General features: G+C 68.4%; 10 protein-coding genes. 5 read left to right on the forward strand and 5 right to left on the reverse strand.

Features of this window, described 5'->3' with window-relative positions; genetic code table 11:
* From AC1DW3_RS23485 to AC1DW3_RS23505, 5 genes are all read right to left on the reverse strand, one after another.
* The gene (locus tag AC1DW3_RS23485; protein ID WP_477935433.1) at positions 1-861 is read right to left on the reverse strand and encodes a carbohydrate ABC transporter permease; all 861 of its coding nucleotides are present in this window, start codon (positions 859-861) and stop codon (positions 1-3) included.
* Complete coding sequence (locus tag AC1DW3_RS23490; protein ID WP_477935435.1) at positions 858-1,736, reverse strand: carbohydrate ABC transporter permease; 879 nt, start codon at positions 1,734-1,736, stop codon at positions 858-860. The genes AC1DW3_RS23485 and AC1DW3_RS23490 overlap by 4 nt, the downstream gene beginning before the upstream one ends.
* 1 nt (position 1,737) lies before the next feature.
* Entirely contained in the window at positions 1,738-2,970 is a 1,233-nt protein-coding gene (locus AC1DW3_RS23495; RefSeq protein WP_477935437.1) for an ABC transporter substrate-binding protein, read from the reverse strand.
* A gap of 132 nt (positions 2,971-3,102) precedes the next feature.
* Complete coding sequence (locus tag AC1DW3_RS23500) at positions 3,103-4,449, reverse strand: GH1 family beta-glucosidase (RefSeq protein WP_477935439.1); 1,347 nt, start codon at positions 4,447-4,449, stop codon at positions 3,103-3,105.
* Between the two features lie 62 nt (positions 4,450-4,511).
* Positions 4,512-7,262: a TonB-dependent receptor gene (locus AC1DW3_RS23505; RefSeq protein ID WP_477935441.1), complete on the reverse strand. Its 2,751-nt coding sequence runs from the start codon at positions 7,260-7,262 to the stop codon at positions 4,512-4,514.
* A gap of 215 nt (positions 7,263-7,477) precedes the next feature.
* Between AC1DW3_RS23505 and AC1DW3_RS23510 the strand changes: the two genes are divergently transcribed.
* From AC1DW3_RS23510 to AC1DW3_RS23530, 5 genes are all read left to right on the forward strand, one after another.
* Positions 7,478-9,412 (forward strand): glycoside hydrolase family 3 protein, encoded by a 1,935-nt coding sequence (locus AC1DW3_RS23510; RefSeq protein ID WP_477935442.1) that lies wholly within the window; start codon positions 7,478-7,480, stop codon positions 9,410-9,412.
* 31 nt (positions 9,413-9,443) lie between these two features.
* Positions 9,444-10,466: a LacI family DNA-binding transcriptional regulator gene (locus AC1DW3_RS23515; protein ID WP_477935444.1), complete on the forward strand. Its 1,023-nt coding sequence runs from the start codon at positions 9,444-9,446 to the stop codon at positions 10,464-10,466.
* An 83-nt stretch (positions 10,467-10,549) separates the two neighbouring features.
* Positions 10,550-11,842, forward strand: a complete 1,293-nt coding sequence (locus tag AC1DW3_RS23520; RefSeq protein ID WP_477935446.1) for a tryptophan--tRNA ligase — start codon at positions 10,550-10,552, stop codon at positions 11,840-11,842.
* Between the two features lies 1 nt (position 11,843).
* On the forward strand, positions 11,844-12,428 hold the full coding sequence (locus AC1DW3_RS23525; protein ID WP_477935448.1) for an ECF-type sigma factor: 585 nt from the start codon (positions 11,844-11,846) through the stop codon (positions 12,426-12,428).
* Positions 12,429-12,505: 77 nt separating this feature from the next.
* Positions 12,506-14,770: serine/threonine-protein kinase (locus AC1DW3_RS23530; RefSeq protein WP_477935450.1), on the forward strand; the 2,265-nt coding region annotated here is incomplete at its 3' end.

A 14,770-nucleotide genomic window follows, 5' to 3' on the forward strand; every position in this document is an offset into this window, starting at 1 on the left:
TCACTTGACGGCTCCCGCTGCGATGCCGCGGACGAACCAGCGGCCGGAAATCAGATAGACAAGAAGGGGCACGGCAGACGTCAGGATCGTCGCGGCCATGTTGAGGTTGTAGAGGCGCTCACCCGTCGTCGTGTTGATGACGTTGTTGAGCTGCACCGTCATCGGCTGGTTCTCGCGGCCGGCGAAGGTCAGGCCCAGGATGTAGTCGTTCCACACGCCGGTGATCTGCATGATGGCCGCGACGATCAGCATGGGCGTAGACATGGGCAGCACCAGCTGCACGAAGATGCGCCAGAAGCCGCCACCATCCACGCGCGCCGCCTTGAAGAGCTCGGTCGGCAGGCTGGCGTAGTAGTTGCGGAACAGCAGCGTCATGATGGGCATGGCGAACACCAGGTGCACGGCGACGATGCCGGGCAGGCTGCTGTAGATGCCGACGGCCGCTTCCAGCTTGACGAGCGGGTAGATCATCACCTGGATGGGGATGAAGGCGCCCATCATCAGGATGCCGAACAGCCACTCGCCGCCCTTGGGCTTCCACCAGCTCAGCGCATAGCCATTGATGGCGCCGAGCAGGATGGGCAGGATGACCGAGGGCACGGTGATGGCGACCGAGCTCCAGAAGCCGCCACGAATGCCCTCGCAGCTGACGCCCGTGCAGGCCTCGCTCCAGGCGGCGCGCCAGGCGTCGAAGGTGATGGTCGACGGCAGCGCGAAGATCTGGCCGAGGCGGATCTCGTCCATGCTCTTGAACGAGGTCGTCAGCATCACGTACAGCGGCAGCAGGAAGAACACCGCCGCGAAGATCAGGAAGGCGTAGACGCCGATACGGGCCCAGTGGGCTGTGGCCTTGCGCTTCATGCGTGGCCTCCCTTCGCGGCCTGACGGCTGCGCACATAGGCGAGCGGCGCGACGAGGGCAAGCACCGTGAGCAGCAGCATCACCGCACCGGCCGAGGCCAGCGCCAGGTTGGCGCGGCCGAACAGGTGGTCCATGATGAACTTGGCCGGCACGTCGCTGGCCGTGCCCGGGCCGCCCTGGGTCATCGCGACGACGGTGTCGAAGACCTTGACGACGCCGGTGGCCAGCAGCGTGAAGACGGTGGCCAGCGTGGGTCCCATCATGGGCAGCACGATGGACAGATAGACGCGCCAGGTCGGGATGCCATCCAGCTTTGAGGCCTTCCAGATCTCCTCGTCGATGCCGCGCAGCCCCGCCAGCATCAGCGCCATCACCAGCCCTGCCCCTTGCCAGGTGCCGGCGATGACGACGGTGTAGATAACCATGTCCTGGTCGACGATCCAGTCGAAGTGGAAGTCCTTCCAGCCCATCTGCTGCATCGCGTTCTGCAGGCCGCTGTCGGGGTTGAGCACCCACTGCCAGACCAGGCCCGTCGCCACGAAGGACATCGCATACGGGTACAGGAAGGCCGTGCGCAGCACGCCCTCGCCACGCACCTTCTGATCGATGAAGACGGCGAGCAGGAAGCCCAGCAGCATGGCCGCGGCGATATAGAGCACGCCGTAGATGGCGAGGTTGTGGATGGCGAGCTGCCAGCGCTCGTTGTCGAGCAGGCGCTCGAACTGCTGCAGGCCGACGAAGTCGTCCTTGGGGAAGGTGCGCGCGCTGGACACGGAGGTGCGCAGCGTCCACAGCACCGTGCCCACATAGCCGACGCAGACGATGAGGGCCAGGGGCAGCAGCGCGCCCCAGGCCGCGAGGGACCGACGCTTCATGTCAGTTCCTGAGTGCGGAGACGATGTCCTTCTGGACCTTCTCGACCGGGATGTTGCGGTTCCAGTAGCTGGTCAGCACGTCCTGCAGCGCGCCGTTCTGGTCGGGCGTGATGTAGATCTCGCCGTTGCCGAGTTGGCGCGACTTGTCCTTCATCGCCGCCACGCCCATCTGGGCGCACATGTCCATCTGGCTGACGTCGACGTCGGTGCGGATGGGGATGCTGCCCTTCTTGATGCTGAAGGCAACCTGGGTGGCGGGCTGGGTGATGACGCTGGCGAGCAGCTGCTGGGCCTTGACCTGGTCGGGCTTGCTGGTCTTGGGGAAGACCATCACGTCGCCCTGGATGATGTAGGGCGCCTTGGGTCCGAAGCCGGGTGCGCAGCCGTAGTCCTTGCCGGCCTCCTGCTTGGCCTGGGCAAACTCGCCCTTGGCCCAGTCGCCCATGATCTGCACGCCGCCGCGGCCGCTGATCAGCATGGCGGTGGCGTCGTTCCAGTTGCGGCCGGGCGAGCCCTTGTCGGTGTAGCCCTGCAGCTTCTTGTAGGCCAGCAGCACCTTCTTGAAGTCCTCGCCCAGGATGGCCTTGGGGTCGCGGTCGCGGAAGATCTTCAAGTAGAGGTCGCGGCCGCCGTAATGGGCCAGCGTGGCGGTGAAGACGATGCCGTCCTGCCAGGGCTGGCCGCCATGGGCCAGAGGCACGAGGCCGGCGGCCTTGAGCTTGTCCAGGGCCACGAACAGCTCGTCGAAGTTCTTGGGCTCCTCCGCGATGCCGGCCTTCTTGAAGGCGGCCTTGGAGAACCAGAACCAGGTCATGTTGTGGATGTTGACCGGCGCGGCGTAGTAGTGGCCGTTGACGCGGATGGCGCTCAGCACGGTCTCGGGCAGGAACTTGTCCCAGCCGTCGCGCTTGGCAACGTCGTCGACGTTGTTCAGCAGGCCCTGGTCGACGATGTCGCGGAACTGCTGGGTGGTGTTGAACTGGGCCGCGGTGGGCGGGTTGCCGCCGGCAATGCGGTTGATGGCCACCGAGCGGGCCTGCTCGCCCAGGGCGACGGCAGTGTCTACCCAGATGCCGCCCTGGGCCTTGTAGGCCTCGGCCAGGGTCTTGGCGGCGGCGGACTCGCCGCCGGAGGTCCACCAGTGGATGACCTCCGCCTTCAGGGGTTCAGCGGCGTTGGAAGCGGTTGCAGCCAGCAGCGCAACCGTGGCCAGGGCATGGCGGGGGAACTTCATCTTGTCTCCGGATCTTGTGGGGCAGCGAGCGCAGTTTGCCCCGCCACGGCTGAACGCGCCTGAGGGAGGACCCTGTAATATTTCATTTAGAAACCGCCTGTACCCTTTAACAAACGCCTGCTTAGGCGTTAATTATTCGTTCAGGAACTGGCTGTACCAGAGGCCGCTGTCCTTCAGGATGCGCTTCTGCGTCGCGTAGTCCACATAGGCGATACCGAAGCGGCGCAGATAGCCTTCGGCCCATTCGAAGTTGTCCAGCAGGCTCCAGGCGAAATAGCCCTTGACCGGCACGCCGGCGGCCATGGCCTGCTTCAATGCAGCCAGATGGCGCTGCAGATAGGACAGGCGCTCCTTGTCGTGCACGCGACCTTCGGGCGTCAGCACGTCCTCGAAAGTGGAACCGTTCTCGGTCAGCTGGATGACGGCCGGGTTGTAGTCGCGCTGGATGCGGGTCAGCAGGTCGACCAGCCCTTGCGGCGAAACCTCCCAGCCGAAACCGGTGCGCTCGACCCCCTCCTTCTCGACGAGGCTGGCGCGCATCGGGCCACCCGCCGGATCGTTCTTGACCATCTCGGGGAAGTAATAGTTCACGCCCAGGAAGTCGGTCGACGTCGCGATGGCGTCCAGGTCGCCGGCGAACACGGTAGGCGCGGCGTCGCCGATCAGCTCCAGCGTGTCCGCCGGATAGCCGCGGCCGAACAGCGGATCGAGGAACCAGCGGTTGCGCAGGCCGTCGTGGCGCTTCAGCGCGGCAAGATCCTCGGCACTGTCAGACGCCGCCGTGATGGGATGCAGGCTCAACGTGATGCCGACCTGGGCATCGGCCGAGTTCTTGCGGATGACCGGAATCGCCAGACCATGGGACAGCAGCACATGGTGGCAGGCCTGCATCGCATCAGCCAGGCTGCTGCCGCCCGGCGCATGGATGTTCTCCCAGTAGCCCATCATGCAGGAGCACCAGGGTTCGTTGTGGGTGATCCAGTGCTTGACACGGTCGCCCAGGCGGCGGGTGACGACGTCGGTGTACTCGAGGAAGGCGCTCACGGTGTCGCGCGAGGTCCAGCCCCCTTCGTCCTGCAGCACCTGCGGCAGGTCCCAGTGGTAGAGGGTTGCCCAGGGGTCGAGACCGCGTTCCAGCATGCCGTCCACCAGCCGATCGTAGAAAGCCAGCCCCGCTTCGTTCACCGCACCGCGGCCGTTCGGCAGGATGCGCGGCCAGGCGATGGAGAAGCGGTAGGCGTTGACGCCCAGGCCCTTGGCCATGTCCAGGTCCTGGGGGAACAGGTGGTAGTGGTCGCAAGCCACCAGGCCGTCGCTGCCGTCGCGGATGCGGCCTGGCTGGGCGCAGAAGCGGTCCCAGATGGACTCACCCTTGCCGTCCTCGCGGCCGGCGCCCTCGATCTGGAAGGAAGAAGTGGACACGCCCCAACGGAAGTCGGCGGGGAAGTCTTTGCGGGTCGGGGCGTTGTGGGAGCTCATGCTTCGGATGTGAGGGCGCCGGCCACGGGGACCGGCGCGGGGTCAGGGAACAAGAAAAGCGGTCAGAACTTGTAGGTGCCGCCGATCAGGAACTGGCGGCCGTAGGACGTGTAGCGCTCGGGCAAGGTCGCCAGCGGGTCGACGGAGCCGGTGGAGACACCCACCCTCGTGCGGTAGGGCTCGTCGTTCAGATTGTTGACCTGCAGCGTCAGCGACAGGCCCTTCAGCGGGCCGGACTCGAAGGAATAGCCGATCTGGGCGTCGATATTGGTCTCGCTGGAGATCATGCTGGGCACGTTCTCGCCGAAGGTGCCCCGCACCGTCGTCACGAAGGGCGAGCGGTGGCGGCTGCCGATGCGGGCCGAGAGGCCATTGCGCTCGTAGTACAGCGTGATGCTGCTCACCGAACCCGAGAGCCCATCCAGAGGCTTGGTCAAATCGTTGGCCTCATGCAGCGAACTGCGGGTCTTGGAATAGCTCGCCTGCACACCGATGCCTTCCAGCGCCGGGCTGACCAGCGAACCATCCAGCGTGCCGCTCAGCTCCGTGCCGGCAATCATGCCGCCCTTGCCATTGGACTGGGTGCTGAGTGTGCCGATATTGCTGTAGGGCGTGAAGGCCGTCGGGTTGGGGAAGCCGGTGAAGTCGAAGTCGATGGCCTGCGAGTAGACGAAGTTCTTCAGGTTGCGGTGGAAGGCCGCGGCCGCCAGATAGCTGCGCTTGGTGAAGTAGTGCTCCACCGACAGGTCCACCGCGTCGGCGCGCCACGGCTCGAGCTTGGGGTTGCCGCCGTTGGCCGACCACAGATGCGGCTCCGTCGTGCTGACGCTGATGCCGGCGAAGCCGGCGCGCATGTCTTCCATGTTGGGCCGCGCCAGCACCTTGGCCAGGCCGAAGCGGACCACGGTGTTGGCCGTCAGGTCAGCCGACAGGTTGAGGCTGGGCAGGGTGTCGGTGTAGGTCGCGCCGCCGCTGGCGGGCTGGGTCGTGCTGGTCTTGGAGTCCCACAGCAGGCCATTGCTCATCTGCTTGGCATGCACGACGCGCACGCCCAGGTTGCCGTGGATGGGCAGGCCCCAGTCGAACTCGAAACCGATCTTGCCGTAGGCCGTGGTGACCTTCTCGTGCACCTGCCAGATGCGGCCCGGCGCCTGGTCGGCCGAGGTCGGCACGACGTCGTAGAGATTGAGCGCGCTGGGCAGGTCGAAATTGACCATGCGGATGTTGCTGCCGGCAAAGCTCAGGTCCGTCGGATCACGCAGCAGCGCGGCCGGGATCAGCATGGCGGCGCGGCCGTTCTTGAGGTTGTAGTTGACCTCGGTGCGGTTCATGTCCTTGTCGCGCTCGGAGTAGTTCACGCCACCCTCGACGCTGTTGATCCAGCTGTCGAGGTTGCGGCTCACCGCGAGCTTGAGCGCCTTGAGCTCGTCGCCCACCTTGGGGAACTGGCTGCGGCCGTCCCGGCCCCAGTTGGCGGGGTCGCGCAGGTAGACGTTCTTGGCGTCGGAGAAGTCGAAGTTCGGGGCGAAGGTGGAACGCCCGTCACCGGTGACGATGTTGGCCTGGCCGAGGCTGACGCGGTTCAGCGAGCCCGCCTGCAGCTCCGCGTTCTGCTCCTTGCGCTTGGCCTTGGACCAGCTCAGATCGCCCTCCAGCTTCCAGTCGGCCAGCTTGAGTTCGTTGTTCCAGCCCACCGAGCGGATGTCGTCCTGGCGCTTGTTGAAGGTCGTCAGCGCCACCGGCGTCGTGTCGTTGACGATGCCGCTGGTGATGATCTTGTCGCCGTTGACCACCGTCGTCTGGGCATTGCTCCAGGTCGCGCCCGACCAGGTCGACATGTCCGACATCACCGTGCGACGCGCCTCGGTCTGGTCGAACTTGGAGTAGTAGAGGTCCAGCGTGCTGTGGAAGCCGTTGCCAGGCTTGTATTCCAGTACCCCCATCAGGCCGTCGCGCTTCTGGCGCGAGGAGGCGGCACCCAGCTCGAAGCCCTGCAGCGCCACGGCGTCCAGCGGCGCACCCGGCAGCGGCGCGCCCCAGTTGTTGGTGTTGGCCCACCACCAGCTCTTGTAATGCTTCTCCTGGCTGGGCGAATCCAGATGCGCGAAGCCGATGGCCGCGCCCCAGGTGCGGTCGGTGGACTGCGTCACATACGAGGCGCTGAGGCGGTTGCCCATGCCCGAGATCTCCGGGTTCAGCGAGCCATTGGAGTTGCGCTCGGCACGCGCGCCGATGACGGCCTGCGTGCCATCGATCTCCAGCGGGCGCAGCGTCATCATGTTGATGGTGCCCGACAGGCCCTGCGTCGACAGGCTGGGCTCGGCGGTCTTGTAGACGGTGGCCTTGTTGATCAGCTCCGACGGGAACTGGTCGAACTCCACCGAGCGGTTGTCGCCCGTGCTGACGATCTCGCGGCCGTTCAGCAGCGTCACGCCATAGCGCGGCGCCATGCCGCGGATGCTGAGCACCGAGGCACGCCCGCCCACGCGCTGGGCCGTCAGGCCCGGCAGGCGCGACAGCGCATCGGCGATGGACACATCGGGCAGCTTGCCGATGTCTTCGGCCGAGATGGCCTCGACGATGGACTCGGCATTGCGCTTGGTGCTGATCGAGGACTCGAGGCTGGCGCGAAAGCCCGTGACCGTGACGGTCTCGAGCTTCTGCTCGCCGGCCTGAGCCTGGGCCTGGGCCAGTGCCAGCCCGGGTGCGCCCAACAGACCGACGCACAGGGCGACGGGCGTGAGGCGGTTGCGCCGCTGGGGCGAAGTTGGGGCGATGGCGCGCGCTGCCGCACGCTGGGCTTGCTTGGGCATTTCTTTCGTCTCCTGGTTCGTCTTGTTCGCTGCTCGGCCGGCTTTTTGGTCGCCACCTCGCCGCTCTCTGGCGGTGTCGATGACGTAAAGTGGAACCGGTTCCAAACGCGGCGCAAATCTAATGCGGCACAGTCGGGGCTGTCAATCTCGTCGGCCCGGGGGTTGACGTTTTTTTGCTTCACCTACTACTGTCGCGGCCGCAACCGAAGATGACGATGACGCGCAAACCCCTTCCCTTTCTCCTCGCCGCGGCCCTGTTGACGGCCACCACGGCGGGCGCCAGCGAAACCGATTCCATCGTGCAGGCCTGGCCCGCCCGCAAGCCGGTGCGCGACGCCGCGCTGGAGGCCCGCGTCGAGGCCGCGCTGAAGGGCTTGAGCCTGCGCCAGAAGATCGGCCAGATGACCCAGCCCGAGATCCGCGCGATCACGCCGGACGAGGTGCGCGAGTACGCCATCGGCACCATCCTGAACGGCGGCGGCGGCTGGCCGGGCCAGGACCGCGCGGCCACGCCGGCGCAGTGGCGTGAGCTGTCGGAGAAGTTCCAGGCCGCGGCCCTGCAGGCCACGCCGGGCATCCCGCTGATCTGGGGCACGGACGCCGTGCACGGCCACAACAATGTGCGCGGCGCCACGCTGTTCCCGCACAACATCGCGCTGGGCGCGACGCGCGACGCCGACCTGGTGCGCGACATCGGCCGCGCCACCGCGCGCGCCATCCGCGCCTCGGGCCTGCACTGGGCGTTCGCGCCGACGCTGGCCGTCGTGCAGGACGTGCGCTGGGGTCGCACCTATGAAAGCTTCAGCGTCGATCCGGCGCTGGTGCAGCGCCTGGGCCAAGCCTCGGTCGAAGGCCTGCAGGAAGGCATGAAGGACGGCCGCGGCGTGCTGGCGACAGCCAAGCATTTCATTGGCGACGGCGGCACGCGCCGCGGCATCGACCAGGGGGTGACCCAGGCCTCGCCGACAGCGCTCGCCGACGTGCACGGCGCCGGCTACCTCGGCGCCCTGGATGCCGGCGTGCTGACCGCCATGACCTCCTTCAGCAGCTGGACTGACAGCGCTGGCTATGTCGACCACGGCAAGATGCACGGCAACCAGATCCTGATGACCGGCGTGCTGAAGCAAAGGCTGGCCTTCGACGGTCTCATCGTCAGCGACTGGGACGGCGTCGGCCAGGTGCCCGGCTGCCGCAATGACGACTGCCCGGCGGCCATCAATGCCGGCATCGACGTCGTCATGGTGCCCTTCCACTGGAAGGCCTTCTTCAACAACACGCTGCGCGCCGCCGAGCAGGGCCGCATCCCCATGGCCCGCATCGACGATGCGGTGCGTCGCATCCTGCGCGTGAAGTTCAGCATCGGCATGCAGCCGGCCGTGCCGGCCACGGTGGAGGCGCTGCAGGCGCCCGAACTGGCGCGCCGCGCGGTGCGCGAGTCCCTGGTGCTGCTGAAGCACAAGCCCGGCCTGCTGCCGCTGAAAGGCACGGCACGCGTGCTCGTCGTCGGCGCCGCGGCCGACAGCCTGTCCCACCAGGCCGGCGGCTGGAGCGTGACCTGGCAGGGCCGCGACACGAGCAATGTCGACTACCCCCAGGGCACCTCGCTGCTGGCCGCGCTGCGCCAACGCCTGGGCACGGCCAACGTCACTTTCGATGCCGACGGCTCCAGGAACGATCCGAAGAACTTCGACGCCGTCGTCGCCGTGCTGGCCGAGACGCCCTATGCCGAGGGCGAGGGCGATGTGCGCATCACCGAGAACCTGCGCCACAGCCGCCGCCAGCCCAAGGACCTGGCCGTGCTGCAGAAGGTCGCCGGCCGCGGCGTCCCGGTCGTCACGCTGCTCTACTCGGGCCGGCCGCTCTATGTGAACGACCTCGCCAACCAGAGCGACGCCTTCATCGCCGCCTGGCAACCCGGCACCGAAGGCGCGGGCCTCACGGACGTGCTCATCGCGCCGGCCGACGGCAAGAGCTGGCCCGGCTTCACTGGCCGCCTCTCCTTCCCCTGGCCGGCCGGCCCCTGCCAGTTCAGCGCCCACGAGGCCAAGCCCTGGTGGCCGGTCGGCGGCGGCCTGAGCGGCAAGGAGACCCACGTAAACACCAAGCCCCTTCCCGAGCCAGCAGACCCCCAGCCCATCTGCCCCCTGTGATTCAATCCGCCCCAGAAAAAGCAGAGGGCGAATGGCAACGATCAAGGATGTAGCGCGGCTGGCCGGCGTGGGCGTGGGCACCGCGTCGCGCGTCATCAGCGGAAACGGTTCCGTTGCGCCGGCCACGGCCGAGCGCGTGCGCAAGGTCATCGCCCAGCTGAAGTTCCGGCCCTCGCACACGGCGCGGTCGCTGGGCGCCGGCACGTCCAAGCTGATCGGCGTCTACATCCCCTTCCTGCGCGGCACCTACTACACGCCCATCCTGCGCGTCATCGACACGGTGCTGCGCACCCAGGGCCTGCACATGGTGGTGGCCTTCGGCGAGGGCATCGAGGACGAGCGCGTCGAGACCAACGACGGCATGCGCTTCCTGCTGGACCGCGACTGCGACGGCCTCATCGTGCTGTCCAACGCCATGCAGGACGAGGACCTCAAGGCCCTGGGCCCGGCGGCGCGCCAGGTCGTCGTGCTGAACCGCCACTTCGACCGCATCAAGGACCAGTGCTTCACGGCCGACCACGTGCAGGGCGGCGTGCAGGCGGCGCGTGCGCTGCTGCAGCACAAGCACAAGGACATCGCCATCGTCTCCGGCCCGACGACCTCGCCCGACAACGTGGCGCGCCTGAATGGCTTCCTGGGGGAGCTGGCGCTGCGCGGGCTGGACACGGCCAAGATCCTGACCGTGCCCGGCGACTTCTCCAACCAGGCCGGCTGGGATGCCGCCGAGGTGCTGCTCAAGCTCAAGCGCCTGCCGACGGCCGTCTTCTGCGCCAACGACGAGATGGCCATCGGCCTGCTGGCCCATTTCCAGGAGCGCGGCGTGTCGGTGCCGCACGAGGTTTCGGTGCTCGGCTATGACGACTCGCCCAGCGCCGAATTCGCCGCGCCCCGCCTCACCTCGGTGCACGTCCCCAGCCACGAGGTGACGCTGGCGGGCCTCAACTGGCTGCTCAACCGCTGCTATGGGCAGGAGCTGCCGGTCACGCGGCAGTTCGACATCTCCGTCACCTGGCGCGCCTCGGTAGCAGCACCCCCTTCCCGCAAGCGAAGCTGAGGCCACAATCCGGCTTGGTAACTTTTCACCAAACCGGATTCTTAGCCCTCATGTCCCTCCGCGGACGGCCGGGCGCCATCGATATGTCCCACCGCGTCCTGACCGGCATCACCACCACCGGCACCCTGCATCTCGGCAATTACGTCGGCGCCATCCGCCCGGCCATTGAAGCCAGCCGCGCGCCCGGCGTGGAGAGCTTTTTCTTCATGGCCGACTTCCACGCGCTGATCAAGTGCGACGAGCCGGACCGCCTGGCCCATTCCAGCCGCGCCATCGCCGCCACCTGGCTGGCCGCCGGCCTCGACCCCGAGCGCGTCACCTTCTACCGCCAGAGCGACGTGCCCGAGATCCCGGAGCTGACCTGGCTGCTGACCTGCGTGACCGCCAAGGGCCAGATGAACCGGGCGCATGCCTACAAGGCCGCCGTGGATGCGGCCGTCGCCGCCGGCGAGGAGCCGGACGCCAACGTCAGCATGGGCCTGTTCAGCTACCCGGTGCTGATGGCGGCCGACATCCTGATGTTCAACGCGCACAAGGTGCCCGTCGGCAAGGACCAGGTCCAGCACATCGAGATGGCGCGCGACGTCGCCCAGCGCTTCAACCATCTGTTCGGCCAGGGCAAGGAGCTGTTCACGCTGCCTTCAGCCGTGACCGACGCGGAAATGGAGCTGCTGCCCGGTCTGGACGGCCGCAAGATGAGCAAGAGCTATGACAACGTCATTCCGCTCTTCGAGGGCGGTTCCAAGGCGCTGCAGGACGCGGTCGCGCGCATCGTCACCGACAGCAAGCTGCCCGGCGAGCCCAAGGACCCGCAGGGCCAGGCCCTGGTCACCATCTACGACGCCTTCGCGACGACCGAGCAGCGCGCCGCCTTCCGTGCCGCCCTGCGCGGCGGCCTGGGCTGGGGCGAGGCCAAGCAACAGCTCGTCGCGCTGATCGAAGGCCAGATCGGGCCGATGCGCGAGCGCTATGCCCAGCTGATGGCCCACCCCGAGCAGCTCGAGGCCATCCTGCAGGCCGGCGCCGCCAAGGCCCGTGCCATCGCCGTGCCCTTCCTGAAGACCTTGCGCGAGGCCTGCGGCCTGCGGCCCTACACGTCGACAGCGGCCACGGCGGCCGCCAAGACCGAGAAGGCCGCCCTGCCCGTTTTCAAGCAATACCGCGAGGCCGACGGCAAGTTCTACTTCAAGCTGCTGTCCGCTGGCGGCGAGCTGCTGCTGCAGAGCAGCGGCTTCGAGCAGGGCCGCGACGCCGGCCAGTGGGTGGCGCGGCTGAAGCGCGAAGGCTCCACAGCCTTGACCGCCGATGCGCCGGTGCAGCGCGAGGCCAGCGAAGCCGACGTCGCCGCCGCCCTGGCCGCTTTCCAGGAAGACTGACGTGGCCGACGTCACCGAACTGCTCATCGGCACGTCGCGGGGTGACCCCGCGGCGCTGCAGCAGCTGTATGCGCTGCTCTACCCCGAGATCAAGCGCGTGGCCCGCATCCGCCTCGCGCAGTGCGGCCCCAACGGCCGGTCGGCCGGCCTGGACACCACGGCGCTGGTGCACGAGGGCTTCCTGCGCATGGCCGACCAGCAGGGCCTGCAGGGCGACACGCGCGGCCAGTTCTTCGCCTACATCGGTCGCGTGCTGCGCTCCGTCGTCATCGACCACCTGCGCACCGAAGGCCGCGACAAGCGCGGCGGCGACGCCGTCATGGTCACGCTGTCCGCCGCCAGCGACGTGGCCGCGGTGCAGAGCCAGGCCGTCGACATGGTCGGCCTGGACCAGGCGCTCAACCGCATGCGCGAGCTCGACAAGGGCCTCTACGAGCTCATCGAGATGATCGGCTTCGCCGGCCTGTCCATCGCCGAGGTGGCCGAATTGCGCCAGCTGTCCACGCGCAGCATCAACCGCGAGCTGCTGAAGGCCCGGGCCCTGCTCCAGGAGCTGCTCGGAGACAAACCCAACACGGTCTACTGATTGAGCGCCGCGCAGGGCCGCCCCAAGCAAGCTCGCTCCCGCTTGGCGGGACAGCGCGTAGCGCGAAGGGTGCATCAATGAATTCCGGCTTGCAGGCCGACGACTGGCAGCGCCTGTCCACGCTGTTCGACGAGCTCGCCGAACTGCCCGCCGCGGAACGCCTGGGCCGCCTTGCCGCCATCGAGCCGCGCGAGTTCGCCGAACGCCTGGCGCGCATGCTGGCCTCGCTGCCCGACGACGACGCGACGGTGCTCGTCGCGCAGCCGGACTTCGACGCCCATCTGGCGCGTGCGCTGGCCGAGCCCGCGGTGCTGCCAGCGCCCCAGCCGGGTGACCGCTTCGGCGCCTGGTGCCTGGCCGAGCTGCTGGGCGAAGGCGGCATGGGCCAGGTCTGGCGGGCCGAGCGGGCCGACGGCCTCTACCAGGGCGAGGCCGCCATCAAGCTGCTGCGCGACGACCTCGCCAGCCCCGGCCTGGCCGCCCGCTTCGCCCGTGAACGCGCGCTGCTGGGCCGGCTGACCCACCCCAATATCGCGCGGCTGCTGGACGCCGGCGAGCAGGACGGCCGCGCTTATCTGGTGCTGGAGTACGTCGCCGGCCGCACGCTGTCCGAGCATGTGCGGGCGCACGAGCTGCCGCTGGCGGCGCGCGTGAAGCTGCTTGTCGAGGTGGCCCGCGCCGTCGAGCATGCCCACGCCCAGCTCATCGTGCATCGCGACCTCAAGCCCAGCAACGTCATGCTGGACGAGAGCGGCTGCACCAAGCTGCTGGACTTCGGCATCGCCGGCCTGCTGGACGACTCCGGCCAGCAGGCCGACCACCAGCTCACCATGGTCACGGGCCGGCGCCTGACGCCCGCCTACGCGGCGCCCGAGCAGATCACCGGCGAGCCGGTCGGCGTTGCCAGCGACATCTATTCGCTGGGCGTCATGCTCTACGAGCTCGCCAGTGGCGAACTGCCCTTCGGCCAGCGCGGCCTGAGCCGCACGGCGCTGGAGCATGCGGTGCTGCACGGCGCGCCGCGGCGCATCTCGCGCACGACCGGCACCACCATGGACGGCGAGGGTGGCGGCCGTGGCGCCGGGCCCGGCCGGCCGGCCGATGCCGAGCGCGCCGCCGGCGACCTCGAGGCGGTCGCCGCCAAGGCCCTGCGCCGCAACCCGGCCGAGCGCTATGCCAGTGCCGGCAGCCTGATCGACGACCTGGAGCGCTGGCTGGCCCAGCGCCCGGTCAGCGTGCGCGCCGAAGACTGGCGCCACCGCGCCCACCTCTGGGCCCGGCGCAATGCGGCCCTGGCCGTCGGCGCGACGCTGGTGTTCGCGGCGCTGAGCGCCGGCCTGGCCGTCAGCCTGTGGCAGCGCCGCGAGGCCCAGGCCGCGGCACACCAGAGCGAGGCGGTCACGCGCTACCTGACCGAGCTGCTGTCCACGGCCAACCCCGACCGCCACGGCGGCCACATCCCGACCATCTTCGAGGTGCTGGAGAAGAGCCGCACCGAGCTGCGCCAGCGCTTCGCGGGCGACGACCTGACGTATTCCCGCGTGCTCGACGTCATGGTGGCCACCTACTCGGACATGAACCGCCACGACATCGCCATCCCGCTGGCGCAGGAGCTGATCAGCGTCAGCGCCCGGCATTGGGGCGAAGACGAAGAGCACACGCTGATCGCCAAGCTGCGCCTGATGCGCATCTACACGGCCCTGAACGCGCCGCTGGAGGTCATCGCGCTGGGCGAGCCCCTGCTGCCCGCCTTCTCCGCGGCACAGGCCGGCACGCCGCTGGAGGACGAGTACGAAAGCCTGCTCTACATGCTGCTGGTGGCCTACGGCGGCGCCGCGCGCTTCGCCGACGCCGAGGCCATCCACGCCATCGCCTGGCCCATGGTGCAGCGCTTCTACAAGCCGACCGACTACGAGTACCCCTACTACAACACCTACCTCTACCAGCTGCGCCTGGCGCAGGGCCGGCTGCTGGAAGCCGAGCAGCTGATCGAGGCCACGCGGGCCTCCTGGGCCACCGCACCGGCCCACCGCGCCCGCTTCGTGCAGCGCTCGCGCCAGCATCTGTGGAATATCCAGGCCCGCCTGGGGCGGCCCGAAGGCAGCGTCGACAACGCCCGCCAGCTGATCGCCGACATGGACACCCTGCTCGGCCCCGGCAACTCCAGCAGCCAGCGCATGCGGGCCGACCTGGCGCGTCATTTCGTCGAGCGGGGCGACTATGCAGCCGCCGTGCTGGTGCACGAGGACATGGCCAACCGCCTGCCGCCCGAGGCCGCCCGGCACCCGGCGCTGCGCCTGCCGCGCGAGAGCGCCGCCCTGCTGGCCCGCGCCCTGGCCGAG

This window comes from Roseateles sp. P2_H4, from assembly GCF_056403315.1.